This is a genomic window from Actinocrinis sp., from assembly GCF_035605935.1.
GTDB lineage: Bacteria > Actinomycetota > Actinomycetes > Streptomycetales > Catenulisporaceae > Actinocrinis.
Map to the genome: position 1 here is coordinate 1 of NZ_DATNGK010000287.1, position 21,145 is coordinate 21,145.

Annotated in this window: 16 protein-coding genes; 9 read left to right on the plus strand and 7 right to left on the minus strand. The window is 68.2% G+C overall.

The annotated features are described in order from the left end of the window. Positions 1 to 190 (plus strand): hypothetical protein (locus tag VN779_RS23000; protein ID WP_325726775.1); only part of this gene is annotated, 190 nt, incomplete at its 5' end. 255 nt (positions 191 to 445) lie between these two features. Here the strand turns inward: VN779_RS23000 and VN779_RS23005 are convergent. Further along, positions 446 to 1,186, minus strand: coding sequence for an ArsR/SmtB family transcription factor (locus tag VN779_RS23005; RefSeq protein WP_325726776.1), 741 nt, complete (start codon positions 1,184 to 1,186; stop codon positions 446 to 448). Between the two features lie 65 nt (positions 1,187 to 1,251). Here VN779_RS23005 and VN779_RS23010 point away from each other — a divergent pair, with 65 nt between their 5' ends. Together VN779_RS23010 and VN779_RS23015 are read left to right on the plus strand one after the other, a co-directional pair. Then, a complete protein-coding gene (locus tag VN779_RS23010) occupies positions 1,252 to 1,911 on the plus strand; it encodes a flavin reductase family protein (protein ID WP_325726778.1) in 660 nt (219 codons plus the stop codon). A gap of 367 nt (positions 1,912 to 2,278) precedes the next feature. After that, positions 2,279 to 5,854 (plus strand): ricin-type beta-trefoil lectin domain protein, encoded by a 3,576-nt coding sequence (locus VN779_RS23015; protein WP_325726780.1) that lies wholly within the window; start codon positions 2,279 to 2,281, stop codon positions 5,852 to 5,854. Between the two features lie 93 nt (positions 5,855 to 5,947). Here the strand turns inward: VN779_RS23015 and VN779_RS23020 are convergent, their stop codons facing one another. The 4 genes from VN779_RS23020 to VN779_RS23035 all read right to left on the minus strand — a co-directional run bounded on the left by VN779_RS23020 (position 5,948) and on the right by VN779_RS23035 (position 10,935). Next, positions 5,948 to 6,739, minus strand: coding sequence for an SAM-dependent methyltransferase (locus VN779_RS23020; RefSeq protein WP_325726782.1), 792 nt, complete (start codon positions 6,737 to 6,739; stop codon positions 5,948 to 5,950). A gap of 193 nt (positions 6,740 to 6,932) precedes the next feature. Continuing rightward, a complete protein-coding gene (locus tag VN779_RS23025; protein ID WP_325726784.1) occupies positions 6,933 to 8,138 on the minus strand; it encodes an ABC transporter ATP-binding protein in 1,206 nt (401 codons plus the stop codon). 113 nt (positions 8,139 to 8,251) lie between these two features. Next, positions 8,252 to 9,880 carry an iron ABC transporter permease gene (locus VN779_RS23030; RefSeq protein ID WP_325726786.1) on the minus strand — a complete coding sequence of 543 codons (1,629 nt, stop codon included), beginning with the start codon at positions 9,878 to 9,880 and terminating at the stop codon, positions 8,252 to 8,254. After that, positions 9,877 to 10,935: an extracellular solute-binding protein gene (locus VN779_RS23035; protein ID WP_325726788.1), complete on the minus strand. Its 1,059-nt coding sequence runs from the start codon at positions 10,933 to 10,935 to the stop codon at positions 9,877 to 9,879. The genes VN779_RS23030 and VN779_RS23035 overlap by 4 nt, the downstream gene beginning before the upstream one ends. A gap of 485 nt (positions 10,936 to 11,420) precedes the next feature. On the opposite strand from VN779_RS23035, the gene VN779_RS23040 reads away from it, so the two are divergent. Further along, positions 11,421 to 12,452, plus strand: coding sequence for a multicopper oxidase domain-containing protein (locus VN779_RS23040; RefSeq protein WP_325726790.1), 1,032 nt, complete (start codon positions 11,421 to 11,423; stop codon positions 12,450 to 12,452). A gap of 155 nt (positions 12,453 to 12,607) precedes the next feature. Here the strand turns inward: VN779_RS23040 and VN779_RS23045 are convergent, their stop codons facing one another. Next, complete coding sequence (locus VN779_RS23045; RefSeq protein WP_414639743.1) at positions 12,608 to 13,468, minus strand: VIT1/CCC1 transporter family protein; 861 nt, start codon at positions 13,466 to 13,468, stop codon at positions 12,608 to 12,610. 352 nt (positions 13,469 to 13,820) lie between these two features. Next, positions 13,821 to 15,716, minus strand: coding sequence for an IucA/IucC family protein (locus tag VN779_RS23050; protein ID WP_325726794.1), 1,896 nt, complete (start codon positions 15,714 to 15,716; stop codon positions 13,821 to 13,823). A gap of 366 nt (positions 15,717 to 16,082) precedes the next feature. On the opposite strand from VN779_RS23050, the gene VN779_RS23055 reads away from it, so the two are divergent. The 5 genes from VN779_RS23055 to VN779_RS23075 all read left to right on the plus strand — a co-directional run bounded on the left by VN779_RS23055 (position 16,083) and on the right by VN779_RS23075 (position 21,127). After that, positions 16,083 to 16,898: an IucA/IucC family C-terminal-domain containing protein gene (locus VN779_RS23055; RefSeq protein WP_325726796.1), complete on the plus strand. Its 816-nt coding sequence runs from the start codon at positions 16,083 to 16,085 to the stop codon at positions 16,896 to 16,898. Between the two features lie 128 nt (positions 16,899 to 17,026). Beyond that, positions 17,027 to 17,818, plus strand: a complete 792-nt coding sequence (locus tag VN779_RS23060; RefSeq protein ID WP_325726798.1) for a hypothetical protein — start codon at positions 17,027 to 17,029, stop codon at positions 17,816 to 17,818. Between the two features lie 144 nt (positions 17,819 to 17,962). Then, a complete protein-coding gene (locus VN779_RS23065; protein ID WP_325726800.1) occupies positions 17,963 to 19,036 on the plus strand; it encodes a chitinase in 1,074 nt (357 codons plus the stop codon). Positions 19,037 to 19,215: 179 nt separating this feature from the next. After that, the gene (locus tag VN779_RS23070) at positions 19,216 to 19,779 is read left to right on the plus strand and encodes a hypothetical protein (RefSeq protein WP_325726802.1); all 564 of its coding nucleotides are present in this window, start codon (positions 19,216 to 19,218) and stop codon (positions 19,777 to 19,779) included. 769 nt (positions 19,780 to 20,548) lie between these two features. Next, positions 20,549 to 21,127: a hypothetical protein gene (locus tag VN779_RS23075; protein ID WP_325726804.1), complete on the plus strand. Its 579-nt coding sequence runs from the start codon at positions 20,549 to 20,551 to the stop codon at positions 21,125 to 21,127. The last annotated feature ends 18 nt before the right edge of the window (positions 21,128 to 21,145 follow it).

The following is a 21,145-nucleotide window of genomic DNA, read 5'->3' on the forward strand; positions in this document are numbered from 1 at the left end:
CGCCCGGAAGTCCGTCCCGGCGGCCGTCCAGGTCCAGTTGCGCAAGACGCCGGACGACGACGCGCACCGCAGGATGGCGGAACTGCTCGCCTTCCTTGGCCTCGACGCCGCGCTGGCTGCGCTGATCCAGTCGGCAGCGAAGAGCTCGGACGCCCATGTGCGTGAAGTCGCCGAGGACTTCGGCGGCTGAGCTGGGCTGAGTCAGCACCGCACGAACGACCGTCCTGCGCGCGACGGCACTCGCACGCAGGACGGTCAGGCGGCATGTAAGCACTCGATGTGTCGAGGCAGGTTGTCCCGCTGAAACGGACAAGTGTTGAGCCGGGACCTGTCCCACTCAAACGGACACGTGCTGGGCCGGGACCTGTCCCGCTGAAACGGACACGTGTCGAGTCGAGATCTGTCCCGCTCAAACGGACAACGGTCGACCGGGCTCTGTCCTGGATCAGGAATGACGCCGCGTCAGGATCTCCTCCGGCAGGCCGAGTCCGCTCGACAACACTTTGCGACCGGCGTCGGTGATGGTCACCGCGCGCGTGGAGCCGACGCGGCTGATCCAGCCATGTTCGAACGCGTGGTGACACATTGCGGCGCCGACCACCCCGGCCAGATGCGGACGACGCTCCGTCCAGTCGAGGCAGGCGCGCACCGCCGGGCGGCGGGAATTCGCCTGCACCTCGATGCCCAGGTCGGCGAGCCACGCCGCGCCAGCGCCGGTGAGTCTGAGCCCACGCCCCCAGTCCAGCAGCCCGCGCTCGCTCATCGCCTCCGTGATCGCCACGCCGACGACTCCGGCGAGGTGGTCGTAGCAGGTGCGGGCGTGCGCGAGCGCGTTGCGCCGATTCGCCGCCGACAGAGAACTGACCGGCGCCGCGCGTTCCGGCGCGATCGCGGCAAGGTTCTCAATCAGCTCGGCGACCTGCTGGTTGGCCAGCCGCACATAGCGGTGTCGGCCTTGGCGCTCCTCGGCGAACAGGTTCCCGGCGACGAGCGCGTTGAGATGTTCGGTCGCCGTCGACGCCGCGACCCCCGCATGCCGCGCGAGTTCCGTCGCGGTCCACGCCCGGCCGTCGAGCAGCGCCAGGCAGAACGTGGCGCGCGTGTCGTCGCCGATGAGCCTGGCTACCAGGGCGAGATCCGGGTTGGCGCTGGCGCCGGTGGTCACGTGCACGAACTTGGCGTTCATACCTTCCATTGTGGTCCCGCACACTTCGGCCAGTGCCGAACTATCCGCTGCCTACGCTCACAATCATGAATGCACCGATCACCGCGCCAACTACTGCTGCTATCAGGTCGGATGTGGCGGCCGAGCATGTCACGATCACGCCGAGCATCCTGTACTTCGGTACGCCGGTGGTCCTGCTCTCCACCGAGAACGAGGACGGCTCGGCGAACCTCGCGCCGATGTCCTCCGCTTGGGCGCTCGGCCAGACGATCGTGCTCGGCCTCGGCCGCGACGGGCAGAGCGCGCGCAATCTGGCTGCGCGGCCCGAACTCGTGATCAACCTTCCAGCTCCGGCGCAATGGCGCGAGGTGGAGCGGCTGGCCCCGCTGACCGGCCGCGACCCGGTCCCCGCGTCGAAGCACGCGGGCTGCCGCTTCGAGCCGGACAAGTTCGGCGCGGCCGCACTTCGCCCCGAGCCCTCGCGTACGGTGCGACCGCCGCGCGTCGCGCAGTGCCCGCTGCAGTTGGAGGCCAGCGCTGCCCGGATCGGGCCGGACGTCTCCGGAGCATTCGTCATCGTCGAGGCGGTTGTGCGGATGGTGCACGCCGACCCGCGCATCGTGGTCCCCGGGACGCAGCACATCGATCCGCAGCGATGGAGCCCGCTGATCTACAACTTCCGCCACTACTTCGGCCTCGGGCCGCAGCTCGGTCACTCCTATCGCAGCGAGACGCCGCGCGACTAATCCGCTCCGCCGCAGCTCAGGGTTCGAGAAGGCGGCGGCGCGAATTGGCGCTTCTCGCGGTGTTTTGCTGGGGCCAAGGGTCTGATTTCGGCCAGGCGACAAACTCCCGATCGTGCGGTCCATCGGCGCTGATGAGAGCTGGGTCGCGGTCGGCGCCGTTGCGGTCGCCTTCGCCGCACGGCACCTGCGCTCACGCGTGCCGTTTGAGCTACGGACGCCCCTTCCTGATTTTGTTCATGCTGGGGGAAATTGGGCGGGCATTTGTTGCTATTGGCCCTGGCCTGACCAGCCTTGTTCGGTCGCTTGGTGTCTGCTAAACAGCAAACTGACAACGTTGTCGCCTTTCGCGCCTCATTGTGGAGCAGGCATGTACCCACACTCGCCACGCACCACCTCTGCTACCTCGTCCCGCAGGCTGACCGCAGCGGCCGCGCTGGTCGCCCTCCTCGGCACCGCAGTCGTCACTTCCTCTCCTGCGGCGATCGCCAAATCCGCTCGCGCAACCGCCGCTTCGACCGCCGTCACCGATGGCAACGCCCGCTTCGAAGTGCTCACTCCGACCTTGATCCGGCTCGAATACGCCGGGGACGGCAAGTTTCAGGACGCTGCGACGTTCAATGCGGTGAACCGCTCGTTCGTCGCTGTGCCGTTCACAACCTCGGTCAGCGGCGGCTACCGGGAGATCGATACCGGCTCGCTCACTCTTCGCTACCGGGAGGGCAGCGGTCCATTCACCGCGGCGAACACCTCGATCGCCGTTTCGGGGACGAACGCCACTGCCGCGCCGTCCTTCCCCTCCTACTGTGCCTACGGGACCGCCTGCGAGGCGGAAAACAGCCTGCTCAGCTGGGGCGCATCGACTGCGTACGACCACAGCGGCTACACCGGCTCCGGCTTCGTAGCCGGATTCAACCAGGCGCACAGCGGGATTCAGCAGGATGTCTCGGCCGTTCCCTCCTCCGGCACCTACCAACTCAGCGTTCGATATGCCAACGCGACCGGAGGCGATGGACAGGACACCACGCGCACCCTATCGACGACCATCAACGGAATTCCCGGCCCGACACTCACCCTTCCGATCACAGCGTCCTGGGACACCTGGTCAACGGTATCCGTGCCGGTCAGCCTCAAGGCTGGCGTGAACGCGGTCGGCATCGTGCAGAATCCGTCCGACAGCGGCAACGTCAACCTCGACAGCCTCGCCGTCACGATCTCGGGCGCCGCTTATCCGCCGCCGGGAGCCTCCAGTTCGCTGCTGACCACCGCGTACGGTGCGGGACCGAAGGACACACTCGGCGGCTGGGCCAGCTCCCTAGATAATCAAAGCCCTGCGACATCTCTTGAGCATCCGGGCATCCTGGACCGCGACGGCTGGTACCTGCTCGACGACTCGCGCTCGGCGCTGCTGAACACGAACGGCACCGTCACCGACCGGCCCTCCCACGGCACCCAGCCGTACGAGGACGGCTACTTCTTCGGTTACGGCACGAACTTCAAACAAGGTCTCTCCAATCTCAATGCGCTGACCGGCGGCGCGAATCTGCTGCCTGAATCCGCTTACGGAATCTGGTATTCCCGCTACTACGCCTACACCGCGGCCGACTACGAGAACACTGTGCTGCCCACCTTCCGCAGCACCTTCACTCCGCTCGATTGGCTGGTCGTCGACACCGACTGGAAGTCACCGTCGCAGTGGGACGGTTGGAACTGGAACAGTGCCCTGTTCCCGGATCCGAACGCCTTCATGGCCTGGACGCGGCAGCAGGGCCTCGAGACCTCGCTCAACATCCACGTGGGCATCGCCGGCAACGACCCGCAGTTCCCCGCCGCGAACTCCACCGCCGGCGGCCTGTCCCCCGATCCCTCGCGCTCCGGCGACTACGAGTTCGACTGGTCGAACCCGAACCAACTGGCCGCCTATTTCAACCTGCACAAGCCGTTTGAGCAACAGGGCGTGCGCGAATGGTGGCTTGACTACTGCGGCGGCTGCGGCAACTCGACCGCGAGCGATCTGCACGTCGCGCCGGACAACTTCATCAACCAGGCCTACGCGCAGGACGGCTCGGCCCGCGGGCTGCGCGGATTCTCCTTCGGCCGCATCGGCTCCTCAGAACAGGCCGGGGACTTGGGCACATACGCGCTGGGACCGTGGTCCGAGCGGCGCAACACGATGCAGTTCACCGGCGACACCGAGGCCACCTGGGCGATGATGTCGCTCGAAGCGCACTTCGCCGGCGATGAGGCCGCGGCCGGAATCTCCAACGTGAGCAACGACATCGGCAGCTTCCACGGCAACCACCTGGCCGACGACATGTACGCGCGCTGGGTGCAGCTCGGCACCTTCCAGCCGATCGATCGGCTGCACTCCGACCACGGCGACCGACTGCCCTGGAACTACGGCGCGGCCGCTGACGCGAGCGCCGAGCGGTTCCTGCGCCTACGCGAGGCACTGGTTCCGTACACGTACACGCTGGCCGAGCAGGCGCATGCGACCGGCGTACCGATCATCAGGCCCCTGTATCTCGACTATCCGGGCAGCAGCGAGGCCTACACCTATAACCAGGAATACCTGTACGGCGATAACGTCCTCGTCGCTCCGATCACCTCGCCGAGTGACGCCAACGGCAACGGCTCGGTCAACGCGTGGATCCCGCCGGGTACTTGGACCGACTACTTCACCGGCACCAGCTACACCGGGCCGGCCACGGTCACGATCACCGATCCGCTTTCCGCGATGCCGGTCCTGATCAAGAGCGGCGGAATCATGCCGGCGCGCACCGACTACGTCCAGGACGCCGCGCAGAAACCGCTGACTCAACTCACGCTCTCGGTCGCGGCGGGCGCGGACGGCTCACTCCCGCTCTACCAAGACGCCGGCGAAGGTAGCGGCTACCAGAGCGGACAATCGACGACCACGTCGATCTCGTGGAGCGACGCCTCCCGGACGCTCACCATCGGAGCGGACAACGGTAGCTTCAGCGGCGCCGCGACACAGCGGTCCTACACCCTGCGGCTGTCGAACGCGACCGCGCCGACGGCGGTGTTCGTCGATGGCGTGCAAGTCCCGGAGACCGCGTGGTCCTACAACCCGAATCAGCGCGTGACGACCGTCGTCACCGCGGCGCTTCCGGTCAGTTCGGCGCACACGATCGCGTTGACCGGCAGCGCGACCGCGAATCCGCCCGGCGGAGAGGTCATCGGCGATGGCGGTCTTTGCCTCGATGTGCGCGGCGAGGCAACGGCGAACGGCACACCGCTCCAGCTCTATGGCTGCAACCACAGCGGCTCACAGCAGACCACGTATACGGCTGCGAATAGCGTGCAGGTACTCGGCAAATGCCTCGACGCCGCCAATGGCGGCACGGCGAATGGGACGCTCGTGCAGCTCTACGACTGCAACGGCACCGCCTCCCAGACCTGGATCGCCAGCACGAACGGCGCGCTGCTCAATCCACAATCAGGACGCTGCCTCGACGTTCCGAACGGGAACACCACACCGGGCGCGGTCCAGTTGCAGCTTTACGACTGCAATGGCTCTGCGGCGCAGGCCTGGAAGCTGCCTCCCGGCCCGATCAACGGCCCCGGCGGGCTGTGCGCGGACGTGGCCGGCGCCGATCCGTCGTACGCGACCGCCGTGCAGCTCTACACCTGTAACCAGAGTGATGCGCAACGCTGGTATGCGCCCGGCGACAGCACAATCCGCGTGTTCGGCAAATGCCTCGATGTGCGCAATGGCGCCACGGCGAATGGAACGCAGGTCGACCTGTTCGACTGCAACGGCACCGGATCGCAGACCTGGGTGAGCCAGTCCAACGGCGCGCTGCTCAATCCGCAATCAGGACGCTGCCTCGACGATCCGAACAACAACGAGGGTTCCGGCGACCTGCTTCAGATCTACGACTGCAACGGCTCGGCGGCACAACAGTTCCGTCTCGGCGGCTAAAAGCGCTGGGCTACGCCGCGCGGGCGCATGCAAGCGTCCGCGCGGCGCGGCCCTGCTGGTTGTCAATGTTCTGCCGATCTACATCGACGTCAGTCAACCCACCCGGCCGAGGCCGCCGAGGATGCCCGGCACCGGTTCGGCCGAACCGGGTTCCGCATGCCAGCCACCGACCCACACCAGCCCGGGCGGTACCAACTGGGCGTCGCCGAACAACGCGGTCACCTCGGCTCGGGTGCGTGGATGCGCGCTGACAGTGGCCTGCTTCGTCGCGTCGGCGAGCCCGTCCATGTCGACGTCTGAGTCGTCCGCGCTGATATGCGAAATCGCGAAATACGAGCCAGGAACCAGCACTTTGCGATAGCGGTCCAGCATCGCGGCCGGATTCTCGAGGTCGCCGAAGTACTGCAACACCGAGAGCGCCAGCACCGCGACCGGCCGGCTGAAATCCAGCAGCCCGGCGACCGTCGGCGCGGACAGCACAGTCTCGGCGTCGCGCAGATCGGCGTGCGTTATCGTCGCGTTCTGGTTGCCCTCGAGAATGCGTGCGCTGTACGCGACCGCGACTGGCTCACTATCGACATAGGCGACCTTTGCCTCCGGCGTGACCCGGGCGGCTACCTCGTGCACATTGCCCACGGTCGGAATTCCGGAGCCAAGATCGAGGAACTGGGTTACGCCGTTGCGGCACAGCCAGGTCACCACGCGGCGCAGAAAATGCCGGTTCTCCCGCACCATCGGCACCACGCGCGAGTCGATGGCGATCATCCGGTCGCCCAGCTCCCGGTCCACCGCGAAGTTCGAGGAGCCACCGAGCCAATAGTCGTACACCCGCGCCGGGTTGGGCACCGTCACCTCTGGGTCGAAGTGCACGCCACCATCAGCCATCAGCCGCCTCCAGCTCGCTCGCCGGCTGTCCAACGCAGACCGTCAGCCCATCAACCTAGCGCCTAGGCAGGCAGACTGGCGACGGACACAGCTCGGTGCTCTCCGGTGCCCCGGGCGCGCTTCGCTGGGTACGCGACCGGGCCGGATCGCCGTCCGCTGTGCCGTCGCCGCTGCCTCCTCGCTGCCAGCGCTCTCACGCGGCGGCGGGAACCTCCTGCGCGCGCCAGACCGCGATCGGGCTGCGCACGGTGAGCTTGACGAGCGTGCCTGCCGAGAGCTGTCCGCCGGCGGGCAGCCGGACGAGCAGTTTCTCCGGCAGCGGGCGCACATTGTCGGCCGACTTGCCCTGCGGCCGCACGGTGAGCATCGTGTCGTGGCCGTAGTAGTCGCACCGCTCCACGAGGCCCGGGATGCCGGCGCGGGCCGAGTCGGCGGCGGCCTTGTCGTCGCACACGTCGACCGCGAACTGTTCGGGGCGGATCAGCGCGGTCGCGCCGCCCTTGTCGCTCCCGCTCTCGCCGCATCCGGCGCCGCATTCGGGCAGCACCGCCAGTAGGCCGAGCGGTCCAAGGTCGGCGCCGCGCGGAGTGAGCGTCGCGTCGAGCAGGTTGGCTTCGCCGAGGAAACACGCGAGCTGCGGGTCCGCGGGTGTGTCGTACAACTCGCGGGCGGTGCCGTGCTGCACGACCCGGCCCTCGCGCAGGACCGCGATGCGGTCGGCCATGGACAGTGCCTCGTCCTGGTCGTGGGTGACCAGGACCGCGGTACACGCGGTGGCGCGCAAGATCGACAGGACCTCGGCGCGGACCGTCGCACGCAGCGCAGCGTCCAGGGCGGAGAAGGGCTCGTCGAGCAGCACCAGATCAGGGCGCGGCGCGAGGGCACGAGCCAGGGCGACGCGCTGCTGCTGGCCGCCGGAGAGCTGGTGCGGATAACGGCCGGCCATGCCGGCTAGGTCGGTCAGCTCGAGAAGTTCCTCGATGCGGCCGGACTTACGTAGCGCTCGCGGAAGACCGAATCCGACGTTGTCACGCACCGTCAGATGCGGGAAGAGCGCGCCATCCTGCGGTACATAGCCGATGCGCCGCTTCTCCGGCGGCACCGCGTTGCGTGCGTTATCCACGGTCCGGTCACCGAGTTCGATCCGGCCGCGGTCGGCGCGCTCGAATCCGGCCAGCAGGCGCAGCATCGTGGTCTTGCCACTGCCGGACGGTCCGAGCACCGCGGTCAGCGCCCCGGTGTGGATGGTCAGGTCCACGCCGCGCAGTACCGGCGTCACGCCGTAAGACTTATGCAGACCACTGATACGCACGAGCGAAGCCGGGGCCTCGGCTTCGGACGCCGCGGGGGCTGCGGCGGACGCCGCCACGGTCCCGATCGCGCTGGTGGATTCGGTCACGGACGACACCCGAAGCGGTGAGCGCGTCACGATGTCGCGTTTTGACGCGCCGCCCTGTTTCGGACCGCGCTGTGATGAACCCTTGGGGAGGTCAGCGATCTGCGTCATGGCTCTCAGGCTCCTCGTTTCTTGTCGAACCACACACCCAGCAGATAGCCGGGCACGACCGCGATGGCCACGATCGCCGTCGCGTAGGGGGCCGCTGCGGCGTACGACTGGTCGTTCTGGAACGCCCAGAACTGAGCGGCCAGCGTCTTGACCCCGGAGGGCAGCAGAAGCAGGGTCGCGGTCAGCTCGGTGACCACGGACAGGAACACCAGGCAGAACCCGGCCGCCAGTCCCGGCGCGATCAGCGGCAGGGTCACCCGCACCAGCGCGGCGAGCGGCCGCTTGCCCAGCGAGCGCGCGGTCTCCTCGAGCCGGGCCGGGGCGTGCGCCAGGGAGGCGCGCACCGAGACCAGGGCGAGCGGGCAGAACAGCACCGAGTACGCCGCGACCATCAGGATCGGGCTCTGATACAGCGGGAAGGCGAACCGCACCGCGAAGAAGATCAGCGCCATCGCGATCACCAGACCCGGCAGGCCCTGCACGCTGAGCGTGAACGATTCCAGCACCTTGGAGAACGGACCCGGGTGTCGCTCGACCAGCAGGGCGACGGGCAGCGCCAGCATGATCGCCCCGGCGGCCGCGAGCACCGCGTACAGCACCGTAGTCTCGGCGGCGGTCGGCACCGGGGCGACCGCGGGCAGCGTGGTCGGCTGATTGCGGGTCATCCAGTAGCCCAGCGTCGAGATCGGCACACCGAGCGAGAGCCCGGTCAGCGCCAGGCAACCTGCGGTCACCGGGATGACCCGCAGGCCGAGCCGGTGACGGATCGGGGGACGGCGCGCGCCGCCGCCCGCTCGGGAGACCCGGCCGTGCCGCCCGGCGGCGAAGTGCCTGGCGACCAGCACGCCGAGGCCGAGCAGCACCAGCACCATCGCCAGCGCGCTGGCCGCGGAGGTGGAGAAGGCCACGGTGAACTCGGTGAAGATCGTGGTGGTGAAGGTCTGGAAGCGCAGGATCTCGAAGGCACCGAACTCGCCCAGCAGCGCGAGGCACACCACCAGGCTGCCGCCGATGAGCGCGGGCCGGATCTGATGCAGGGTCACCCGGCGGAACGTCGCCAACGGGCTCAGGCCCAGCGAACGCGCGGCCTCTTCCAGACCCGGATCGGCTCCGCGCAGCGCCGCCTTCACCGGCAGGTAAACCAGGGGGTTGAGACTGAGCGTCATCACCAGCACCGCGCCGGTCAGCCCGTGCAGCGAGGGCCACAGCGAGGACCAGGTGTATCCGACGATGAAGTCCGGGATCGCCAGCGGGATCACGATCAGCGCCGACCACATCCGCCGCAACGGCAGATCGGTGCGCTCGGTCGCATAGGCCGCCGCGGTGCCGATGATCGCGCACAGCGTGGTGACGCAGATCGCGAGTTCGACCGTGTTCGCCAGTAGATGCGCGGTCAGCGACCGGAACAGCAGGTGTTGCAGCGGAGCCCAACCGGATTGCGCGGCCTCGTAGACCAGGAAGGCCATGGGCAGCAGCACCAGCGCGGTCGCGGCGAGCGACAGGCCGATCAATACCGGCGGGCGGCGGGCCCCGCGCGCGGCGACCAGTGCGGCGACGTCAGCGGCAGAAGGCTGAGTCAGGGAGGGGGAGGAGGGCGCCGCGAGGGCGCCCTCCTGCATCGTCGGGGCGCTCACAGCAGTTGCGCCTGCTGGAGCAGCGAGACGGCGGTCGAACCATCACCGAGCTGGTCGATCGCGATCGTGCCCGGCTTGAGCGTGGAGAGCGCCGGCATGGCGGCGTTGGCGGCGCTACCAGGCAGCAGCGGGTACTCGAAGCTGTCCGAGTCGGCGATGATCTTCTGCGCCGGGGGCGAGGCCAGGAACTTGATGAACGAGGCGGCCGCGTCCTTGTGCTTGCTGGAGGCCAGCGTCGCGATGCCGGAGACGCTCAGCACGTAACCGGGGTCGCCGGCCGCGAAGTAGCCGATGCGCGAGTGCGCCTTGTCGAAGCCGCCGTCATCGACCGCCTGCCGGTACCAGTAGTAGTTGTCGACGACGCCGATCTGCACTTGGCCGGAGTCGACGTCCTTGGTGACCGTCTCGTTGTCAGGCAGCAGATGCGCCGCCGCGTTGGCCTTGAGTCCATTGAGCCAGTCCGTCGCCGCCTTGGTGCCGTACTTCCCGGCCAGCGCGGTGATCATCGGCTGCAGGTCGGTCTCGCTGCCCGCGAAGGCGAGCTTGCCCTTCCACTTCGGATCAGCCAGCGACAGCGCCGAGGTCGGCACCTGCGAGGCCGGCACGCTGCTGGACACCACCAGGCAGGTCACTCGGGCGGTGATACCGACCCAGTCGCTCTGCGGGGAGTCATACTGCGCCGGCACCGCGGCGAGCGCTTCGGCCGGGGCTTTCGCCAGCAGGCCCTTTTCCTGCACCTGCTCAAGCGCGGGCGAGTTCTCCGCGAAGAACAGGTCAGCCGGGGACTTCGAGCCCTCCTGCAGCAGCTGCTGGGCGAGTGAGCCCTCGTCATTGCTGCGGACGGTCACCTTGATCGTGGGGTTCAGCTTTTCGAAGGCGGACACCAGCAGCGCGGTGGTCTGCTCATGCTGGCCGCTGTACAGCACCAGATTGGTGGTACCGCTGGCCTGAGCCGCCGTCGCAGAGGTGCCGCCCAGAGTGCTGCACCCACTGGCCGTGGCCGCGAGGGCTATTGCGGAGAGAGGGGCGGCGATCAGAAGGGTGGTGCGGCGCATCGGCTACTCCAGGGCAAAGGTGGGCGGAAAGACTCCCGACTGAGGCTCGGTCGCCTCAGTTAGGTTAGCCTAACCTTACTTGCGATCCGACTTCGCGCAAGCCTCCCGGTGAGCATTTCTCCGGCGGTTTTCGCAGACCTCGAAATCGCGACCGAAATTCGGGCGCGCGTCATCGATTCCTGATGCGTGAATCGATGCTCCGGTCGGCTGAGCTGCACGCCCAGCCGACCGGACCGCGTTGGTACAGCCCGACTTTCGAAGGCTGAACACGACCGCGTCACAGGTTCGGTTCAATCCTTGGCCCGGTTGAATTTCTCGACGATCGAACCTTGACGCCGCCGACGCGCCACCCTTAACCTCGGCGCAGCGCCGCGCTTATTTAGGTAAGGCTAACCAAACCAAGGAGCCTGGGCGATTCGGCGCTTGTCTTCCGTCTGTGCGCCCCCCGCGGCACCACGCACCCATGCAGCTTTGGAGGGTTCTCCATGACCACCGACCGATTCAGGCTCAGCCGGCGCACGCTGTTCTCAGCCGGCGCCGCCACGACGCTGGCCGGCACGGCTCTCGCCACGACCCCGGCGGCAGACGCGGCGACCGCGCCGCAGCACCGGGGCCGCACCCGCGAGTACTGGATCTCCGCCGACAGCTTCCAGCACAACCTGGTCCCCACCGGCCGCGACTTGATGATGGGAAGCACCTTCAAGGCCGCCGACTCGACGTTCTGGGCGATCGGCTACCGCGCCTACTCGCCCGGCTGGAAGCAGGTGCTGCCCGGCGATGATCAGATCGGCCCGAACACCGGCATTCCCGGCCCGACCATCCGCGCCGAGGTCGGGGACACGGTCGTGGTCCACTTCCGGAACAACGACACGCATTACGGCTGGCCGCACAGCATGCACACGCACGGCTTCAGATACTCCCCGGCCAGCGACGGCGCCTATATCGCGACGCAGCCGAAGCTGCCGGGACGAGCGGTGATGGTCGGCGAGAGCTACACGTACACGTGGACCGCGGTCGAATCCTCGGTCGGCACCTGGCCTTACCACGACCACTCGGCCGCGCAGGGCATGGGCTCGATGGGACCGGGCATGGAGCTCGGCGCGGAACTGGGACTGCTCGGCATCGTCGCCATAACCGACCGGCACACGCCCACCGTGGACCGCGAATTCGTGCTCTTCTTCCACGATCTCTACCAAGACGACGTGTCCTCGCTTTCTCAGGACTATGACTGCTTCAACGGCGCGGCGTATCTCGGCAACACCCCGACGTTCACCGCCCGGGTCGGCGAGCGGGTGCGGTGGCGGATCGCCGCCCTCGGCAAGGAGTTCCACGTCTTCCACGTGCACGGACACCGCTGGCGCGACGGCAGCGGCCAGTTCGTGGACGCGCAGATCCTCGGGCCGTCCACGACGCTGACGGTGGAATACACCGAGGACAATCCGGGCGACTGGCTCTACCACTGCCACGTCACCGACCACATGGCCGGCGGCATGGTGGGCCGGTATTTAGTGCACTAAACCTCGTGCACTGAACCTCGTGCACTGACGAGCCCGCGACCCGACCGCACACCTACGCGGCGCGATCCGAGAAAAACTCGGATCGCGCCGCGTGGTGTTCTTACCCCACCCCACTCACAGTGGTCCCAATGCGCACAACGGCATGACGTGTGCGCCTATTGGACTTGTGCGCCCACGAGATGCCCGACCAGGAAGGTCATGCCGGTAGCCAGCGCACCGAGCGCGAACTGCCGGAAACCACCCATCCCGGCGGGCCGCTCGGCGGCCCTCGCGACGACCGCGCCGCCGCCGAACGCGAACAGGCTGGCCAGAATCAGCGACACCTTGAACGAAGCCGCGCCGATCAGATAGGGAATCAGCGGCGTCAGCGCGCCGACGGTGAAGGCCGCGAACGAGGCGCTGGCCGCGGTCCACGGCGAGGGCAGGTCATCGGGGTCGATGCCCAGTTCCTCGCGCGCGTGCACGGTCAGCGCCTGCTCCGGATCATCAGAGAGCTGCCGGGCGACCTCGAGCGCGAGGGTGGGCTCCAGACCCTTGCCCATGAACACCTCGGCCAGTTCGGCCAGTTCCCGGCCGGGATTGCGCTCCAGCTCACGCCGCTCCGCCTCGATCTCCGCGCTGGTGACCTCGTTCTGCGAGGTGACCGAGATGTACTCGCCGGTGGCCATCGAGAACGCGCCGGCGACCAGACCCGCCAGCCCGGTCAGCAGGATCGTGTGATTCGTGGCGTGCGCTCCGGTGGCGCCGGCGATCAGCGAGGCGTTGGTGACCACGCCGTCCATCGCGCCGAACACCGCCGCGCGCAGCCAACCGCCGGTCACGTCCCGGTGCTCGTCGGAAGGCGAGCGGTTGCGGCCGAAGTAACGCGGCTCGGGCGGTGGGGGCGGCAGCCGGCGCAGCAGCGCGAGCGTGGCCGGGCTCAAGTGGTTTATCGACTGCTGCGGCGGCGCCGTTTGGGTCTGGGCGCCGGGCCAGGACGGTGCGGCCTGCGGGGGATACCCGGGCGGTCCCGGCATGGGCGGCGCACTCGGCGGCATCATCCCGGCCATAGGCATGACGCCCGGCGGCATCATGCCTTGCGGCATCGGCGGCATGACCTGCGTCGCGGTGGGCTGCAGATTCTGCGGCGGTAGCGTCGGCCAGCCGCCGCTCGATCGCAACAGTTCGTCGTAGAGCGGCGACGACGTCCCTGACGCGGACGGCGCCATGCCGGGCGGGTAGGAGCCGTCAGGTGCGAAGGTCGGCATGGACACGGCTCATCCCCCAAAGAAGTAAGACATCGAACTCTCCTGCCTGCTTTCAATCAGCAGCTTTGCTTGAGCGGCGAGATCGCGCGCCCGTGGTGTCATCGCAGCGGCTCGAACTCGGTCATCGCCCGCCGATGCGCGCCAGCGGGTTCGGGATGTCGATGTAGACGGATCGGTCAGCCGACCCGGCGGCCCCGTTCCCTGCCTCGGCTCCGCTCCCGCCGATTGCGGTCAGCAGGTTCGCCGCGCACCGCAGCGTGTCCGCCTCAAGCAGCGTGGTCACCGGCTGCGGCACCGTCCCGGCGCGGCGCGCGAAGCGGGTCAGGAAGCTGCGAAGCTCGTCGAGGAGCACCATTTCGTCGGCCAGGCGCTGCGATCCGAATGCCCCGATCAGACCCATGAGGTTCTCGACGCCGAGCTGATGCCCCAGCCGTTCGTCCGCGACGGCGTCCTCGACGATCGCCTCGCTGTCCTGCCCTGCGCGCGGCACCCATCGCGACAACCGCTCCGCGCGCGACGCGGCGAAGTAAGCCCCCTGATCACTGCGGTAACGTCCGCCGACCGGCCAGCCGCCAGCGTTGACGGCCACGAGCGTGTTGCGCTGGTGAGCGTCCAGCGCGATGCCGTGCTCGGCGTAGAGCCAGAGAATCGGCTCCGCCACGGTCTCCAGGTATCGGCCGAACCACTCACGCGACACTTCGTGCACCCGCCGGCGCGAGCGGACCGCCAAGCCCTTGATAAGACAGGCGAGCATCGACGGATCGGCGCCCGGACGCTCGGCCACCAGCCCGGCCAGGCAGTGCACCAGATCGCCGGGACCGAACGGGTTTTCCCGCAGCGTCACCTCAAGTCCGGTGCTCGCGTTAGCGGCGTCGGGCAGATCGACGGCGAGCCAGGCCTGGTCGCGCACGATATCGAAGCCGGGGTGCGCGGCGGCCATTTCGTCGCCGAGCCCGGCCTCGAGAATGCGGTGCATCTCCACGCCGCGGCGCAGTTGCGCGCGCGTGCCCTCCCGATATTCTCCGCTGGTTCGCGGCGCGAGCGGGAGGGTGAGCATCAGGGGGCTGTCAGCGCGATACACGGTCCGCAGGGACGAGGTCGGATGCCACATCTGGCCAGCCGGGCCGAGATCGCGCAACTGTCCAGAGCCGAGCAGCGCCTGAATCGAGGGATTGCCGAGCAGTACGCCCGCCTGCCACGGATGCGCCGGGATCGGCACCATTCCGGCGGGAACGTCGAGGTCGGCGCCGGCGATCGCGGCCAGGATGGTCTCGGCGGACGCGGACCGCGCGCTGTCGCTCGACACCAGCTGCGGCGAGACGGCGAACCAGTGCAGCGGGAACCGGCCGCGCAGCTCCGGCGAGTACGCCGCAAGTTCCGCCGAGCTCAGATCGTCGCGGCTCTTGGGCGCGGGATGCAGCGGGTGGCCGGTGATCAGCGCCTGCTCGCTGGACAGGAAGATCGTCGTGCCGGCCGGATCGACCGGCCGATTCCACCGCTCGGCCAGAAACCGCGCCGTGTTCGCCGCCGAGTAGGCGACCCGACCGACCAGCTGAGCGGCCAAGTCCTGCTGGTCGCCGCCGGTCGCTTCGAGCGCGAGCACGGCGGCGAGCGTCGCCGGGTCCACCGGCTTGTGCACCGGATCCACCCCCGGGCCCCAATGCTGGTCGTCGGCGTACCGGTCACCGGCATTCACCGAGTCGACGAACCCGGTATCTACGTACCCTGTGTCGACCAGGCGGGCAGGACCGAAGCGGTGCCAGCCGACCGGCGACCAATAAGTCACCGGCACCTCGATACGCACGTCGGAGTTCGCCAGCGTCAGCCGCAGTATCCGGTCCGCGGGTTCCGGGATCGCCTGCTCGCGCACCCAGCAACGCAACAGATTGCCGATGGTCGCGCCGTCGGCCGCGAGCGACGGCTCGGGTCCGGCGCCGAGATCGGCGCGCGGAGCGTTTCGGGCGAGACAGGCTCGCGACGCGGCCGGGCGGACCGCGCGGGCGGTCTCGGTCAGCATCTTTCCTCCTTGAGGCCGGGCCGCTCCTGCTTGGCGGCGGGCCCGAGTGCCGACGTCGCCTGGCCGCAGACCTGCGAGGCAACGCTTGCATCCGATTCCGCGTGCATCGCGTCTAGGAGGACAAGGCGACTGTTACTGAGGGCAAGGATCGCGGCGCCCTGGTGGGGGCGGCCGCGGTAGCGCGTGGATGGCAACGTGCCTCCGGGAGGAGTACGAGGGCGAAGAAGGCGGCTTCGCCTAAGTGACTCGTGTAGGGCACGCACGATGCGCGCGGCGCTGCGGTTCAACCGCGCGGGCGTAAAAGTTGAACGCTCTACGGTGCGCGGAGGCCGGACGCCGGCACTGAACCAATCCGACGCGGCGCGCGTGTACCGGGCCATGCCGATCCAGTCGCCATACCCCGACGAATCATTAAGCTGCGATACCAGACCGCAGTTCATCGTCAATCCACTGATCGTCACCGACCCGAGCAATTGGATCCCCGCCACCGAGCTGACCAGCGGTGCTTGCCTGGATGTGCTGTTCGAGCTGCCATATCGGCTCTGGGCCGCTCCCCCGCATGCCGCCGTCACGCTGGCGTGGAAGACGTACACCTACCGCCTTGCGCAGCCGTTGGCGGCGGCCTGGACCATGGCTCGTGAAATCCCGCTGCTTTCGGCGGACAACGTCATGTTCCAGTTGCTGCCCAACCAGCCGTATATCTCGATCGGGCTGCGGCGCGCCACCACGGCCGTGCTGCCCACCAGTGCCTCGCGTCGCTCGGACGGCGCGGTGGTGCTGCCCGACGAGGAGCGGCAACTTGACTTTCTTCGCAGCACCCTGATCGAAGAGCACTTGGTCCCGCTGATGCGAAACACGACCGCGACCAGGAAGATCGGCGAGCGCACGCTTTGGGGCCAGGCCGCCGCGGCGTTCGCCTATGCCTTCGCCGACATCTCGGTCACCGCGGCCGCCGACGCCAACCGGTTCACCGCGCTGCTGCCCGTGCCCGGATTGGCCGGGGTCGGTGAAGACGACACCGTGTGGCGCGATACCTGCTGCCTGGCCTTCGCCTCGCCGGCACTGACCGCCTGCCGGGACTGCGTCACCGTCTCGCGCGCCCGCCGTTCCCCGCGACGACTCGTCGGCCAAGCCGCACGCATCCTCCACCGCGAGTCCCGCGCCCACGACCACGACTGCTGACACGCGCGTCCGTACGCCGGGCCTCGTCCCCTTCTCCGCGCCCGCATCCCGCTCATCCGCACGACGCATCCGCACATCTCCCGGTCATTCGACCGTGTCCCGCTCGCTCACGCGGGTACTGCGGTCCCATGGACCTACACCGACACGGCGCGGACAAGGAAACCGAGGACGTGGAGCCGTCGGCCGCCGGCTCACCGAAGAGTGGCCGTGACATCGCCGCCATCGTCGGCGAGATCGTGCGCGGCGATCCGACCCAGCAACGTTCCGGTCGACTGATCTCCACGTTGGCGGGCGTTCTGCGCCGGCAGCGACAAGGTCGCGGCTATGGGATTCGCTCCTTCGGGCAGCGCATGGCCGACGAGGTCTTGGCCGTGGCACCGCGCCTGCCAGTACGTGACCTGGCGACCCTGCGCAAGCAGTTCCCCGGCCGTGGCCCGGATCAGGTGGCGGACGCGCTGATCGACGGCGCGACAAAGGCCAGCGCCGCGGTGGGCGCTGCCGTGGGCGTGTGGGCGCTGCTGCCGATCGCGCCGCTGTTCGCGGTCGAGGTGGCGGCCGAAACCCTTGCGGTCGCGGGGATCGAGATCAAGCTGATCGCCGAACTACATGAGGTGTACGGTCTGCGGGCACCGGGCTCGGCAGTGGACCGGATGACCGCGTACACGGCAGCTTGGGCGGATCGGCGCGGGGTGGTGCTCGCGCCGGGAAACCTGGTGCTCGCGGTGGGTCCGGCGCTGCGCAGGCGGCTATCGCGTCGGCTCGCGCGGCGGGCCGGTCGCAGTGTGCTCTCGCTCGGTCCGCTGCTGAGCGGCGCGGCCGCCGGTGCGCTGGCCAACCGCCGGGAAACCCGCCGCCTCGGCCGCATGATGCGTGCGGAACTGCGCCGCGCCAGCCCCGGCGGCAACCCCCGCGCCTTCTAGGGCCTTCGACCAGCTCCTCAGGCCGACCGGTTAGTCGCGCCTGCTTGACGGGCCATAAGCGCCGCCCTATCTTCGCCGTCAGTTAGACAACTTTCCTAACTTAACGGCGAAGCGCCGGCTGCCAAACCGGCGAAGGAGCGAGCGATGACGAAAGTTCGATGGACCAGTGCGGCCTTCGCGGCCTGCGCCCTCGTCGCGACGGGAGCGACGACCCCGGCGTCCGCGTCGGCGCACTCCCCCGCCTCGGCGTCCTCCGCGCTGCGGACCGGCGCTGCGAAACCGCTGCCTCAGCACATCTTCGCGCCCTACTTCGAGGGCTACACCAGCGACGACCCGGCGATGCTCTCGGCCGCGTCCGGCGCGAAGTACCTGACCCTCGCCTTCATCCAGACCCCGGCCGCCGGTTCGTGCGACATCGACTGGAACGGTAACGTCGCGACCCCAATCGCCTGGTCGACGTACGGCAACGCGATCGCCCGGATGCGCGCCGCCCACGGCGACGTGATCCCATCCTTCGGAGGGTACGGCGCCGACCACGCGGGCGAGGAGATCGCTGACAGCTGCACCGACGTAGCCAAGATCGCAGCCGACTACGAGAAGGTCATCACCACCTACAACGTCACCCGGCTCGACTTCGACGTCGAGGACTACTCGCAGACCAACCCGGCCGGAATCGACCGCCGCAACAAGGCGATCCGGCTCGTCGAGCAGTGGGCCGCCTGCCACGGCCGCACCGTGCAGTTCGTGTACACCATCGGCACCAACATGACCGGCCTTGACGTTCCCGACGGAATCAGCATTCTGCAGAACGCGGTCACGAACCACGCCCGGATCGACATCGTCAACATCATGACGTTCGACTACTATGACGGCGCGCCGCACGAAATGGCCCGGGACACGGTCACCGCGGCCACGGCGGTCATTGAGCAGTTGCGCACCGTCTACCCACACAAGAGCGAGACAGAACTCTGGCACATGCTCGGCATCACCGAGATGCTCGGCATCGACGACTACGGCCCGCCGGAGATCTTCACCACCGCTGACGCGGCGATGGTCGAGCACTGGGCGCGATCGATCGGCATCGCCGAACTCTCCTTCTGGGCGCTGGAGCGGGACAACGGCGGCTGCGTCGGCACCGGCGGCAGCGACAGTTGTTCCGGAATCGCGCAGAGCACGTGGCAGTTCAGCCACGCTTTCGAGCCGTTCACCCGGCGCTGAATCGCTGACGGACAAGTTCCGCCGAACCCCTTGACCCTCCTCGCACCCCGCCGTACTCTACCGGCGCTAGTTAGGAAAGTTGACTAACTGTAATAATCGCCCACAAGGCGACCACACCGGCGGCGCACGGCTGGAAGGGAACCCAAGGACCCACGAATAAGAGGAGAGACATACCCACCATGCGACTGACCAAGACGCGCCTGACGGCGCTGATCGGCGGCCTGCTCGCGATCGCGCTGGCCGGGTTCGGCCTGTTCGCCTCCGCGTCCGCCGCCCAGGCCAGCACCACGCGCAACTTCCTGGTCACGCTCTACGGCTGGCCGGACAACTCCCCGCCCGGGAACGCGATCGCCTACCCGAAGAGCGACGGCAACCACACCATCCACAACTCGGCCGGCGGCACCGGCACGTACTCGAACCCGATCACGTACGCCACGGACAAGTCCGAGCTGCCCATCGGGACCAAGGTGTACTACCCGTACCTGCACCGCTACTTCATCATGGAAGATGACTGCGTCGAGTGCGACCAGGACTGGACCGGCCACGGCCCGGACGGCGGCCCGCACAAGTACCACATCGACCTGTGGATCGGCGGCAAGGGCGGTAACTCCAGCAAGGTGATCAGCTGCGAGGACGACCTGACGCAGGACTCGGCGTCGGTGATCGTCAACCCGCCGAGCAACGAGCCCGTCGACACGACCGCGCTGTACAACTCCAGCACCAACAAGTGCTACCACCCATAGCCGAAAAGCCCCGGTGGCGGCGGCCAGAAGTTCGGCCGCCGCCACCGACGTGCAGAGAGTGCGGTAGTGCAGTTTGTGCGGTAGTGCTGTCGTGCATAGTGCGGTAGCACGGTGGTGCAGTTGTGCGGTTGTGCGATTTGGTGCAGTGGTGCATTTTCGTGCGGTAACACAGCTTGTTCAGTAGTGCTGTAGTGCGGTGGTGCAGTGGTGCAGTGGTGCGAATTGCTCCGCCGCCACCGCGGCGGTCCAACCGTGGTCGCGGCCGGTGGACTGTCGCGGTAGCGACGGCGGTTCCCACACTCGCCCCTCGGTCCCGGCCAGTCATCCGCCACCTGGCGGATATCGCCGCCTGTTCCGGAACCGCCGCGACCAGGCAGCACGCGCAAGAGCCAATCTCCGCCATGTGGCGGATGACTATGCCCCCGCGCCTCCGATAGTTCTGGAGCCTGCCGTCGTCGCCGCCAGATCACGGTCCAGCCGTCCGAAAAGGGCGGCCACCTCCGTGTGGACCGTACTCCCGGCGGCGACGGCATACCGGACTAGTGGAGCCGATCGCGATGTACAGACCCACCGCCTCCGGGCGGCGATGACAATGCTCGAACCGGCCGATCCCTGGCTACGCCCGCGCCGTCCAGGACCAGGCGCGAGGCCCGCCGGCCTGGCCACCACGACGGCGGACCGCCCGGGCGACCACGTCCCGCTACCCGCCGTGCCCGTAGCCGCGGGCTGGGCGCGCAGGCGCGCCGTCGAACTGCTCGCCGCGCGCGGTTTGCACCCGGACACCGCCGACGTCGTCAGCCTGCTGATCTCCGAGCTGGTTACCAATGCCCTGCTACACGGCCTGTCCGCCGCCACCGCGACCGGTTCGCCGGCGCGCTGTGCCCACTGCGGCGGGCAGCTCTGCCTGAACCTGCGCGAGGAGCCGGGCGGGGTATTGATCGAGGTCTTCGACGCAGCGATCCTCCCGCCCCGGCGTGCGGAAGAAACGTTCGGCCCGCAGGGCTTCGGCGCGGCGTCGTTCGGCACGGCATCATCCTTCGACGCAGAGCCGTTCAACGCGGGCGTGTTCCACGCAGAGTCGTTCAAAACCGGCTCATTGGGTACCGATCCACTCGATACCGACACATTCGACACAGACACTCTCAACACGGCCGCGCTCGCTGCGGCATTCAACGACGGCGCACTTGGGGAGGCGGCATTCGACGAGGCGTTTGACGAGACCGAGTTCAACGACACCGAGCGCGGACGTGGCTTGATGTTGATCGCGAACCTGAGCGAGGAGCAGGGCTATTACCTGCCGCCGACCGGCGGCAAGGTGGTCTGGTGTGTCGTGAAGGGCGAGGTCTGAGACCCGCGGCAGTCAGCC

What these genes read in the sequence shown, in the direction of transcription:
- VN779_RS23005 (WP_325726776.1), bottom strand. Translation starts at nt 1,186, where the DNA reads ATGAACGCCAAGTTCGTGCACGTGACCACCGGCGCCAGCGCCAACCCG.
- VN779_RS23010 (WP_325726778.1), top strand. Translation starts at nt 1,252, where the DNA reads ATGAATGCACCGATCACCGCGCCAACTACTGCTGCTATCAGGTCGGAT.
- VN779_RS23015 (WP_325726780.1), top strand. Translation starts at nt 2,279, where the DNA reads ATGTACCCACACTCGCCACGCACCACCTCTGCTACCTCGTCCCGCAGG.
- VN779_RS23020 (WP_325726782.1), bottom strand. Translation starts at nt 6,739, where the DNA reads ATGGCTGATGGTGGCGTGCACTTCGACCCAGAGGTGACGGTGCCCAAC.
- VN779_RS23035 (WP_325726788.1), bottom strand. Translation starts at nt 10,935, where the DNA reads ATGCGCCGCACCACCCTTCTGATCGCCGCCCCTCTCTCCGCAATAGCC.
- VN779_RS23040 (WP_325726790.1), top strand. Translation starts at nt 11,421, where the DNA reads ATGACCACCGACCGATTCAGGCTCAGCCGGCGCACGCTGTTCTCAGCC.
- VN779_RS23045 (WP_414639743.1), bottom strand. Translation starts at nt 13,468, where the DNA reads ATGCCGGGACCGCCCGGGTATCCCCCGCAGGCCGCACCGTCCTGGCCC.
- VN779_RS23050 (WP_325726794.1), bottom strand. Translation starts at nt 15,716, where the DNA reads ATGCTGACCGAGACCGCCCGCGCGGTCCGCCCGGCCGCGTCGCGAGCC.
- VN779_RS23060 (WP_325726798.1), top strand. Translation starts at nt 17,027, where the DNA reads ATGGACCTACACCGACACGGCGCGGACAAGGAAACCGAGGACGTGGAG.
- VN779_RS23065 (WP_325726800.1), top strand. Translation starts at nt 17,963, where the DNA reads ATGACGAAAGTTCGATGGACCAGTGCGGCCTTCGCGGCCTGCGCCCTC.
- VN779_RS23070 (WP_325726802.1), top strand. Translation starts at nt 19,216, where the DNA reads ATGCGACTGACCAAGACGCGCCTGACGGCGCTGATCGGCGGCCTGCTC.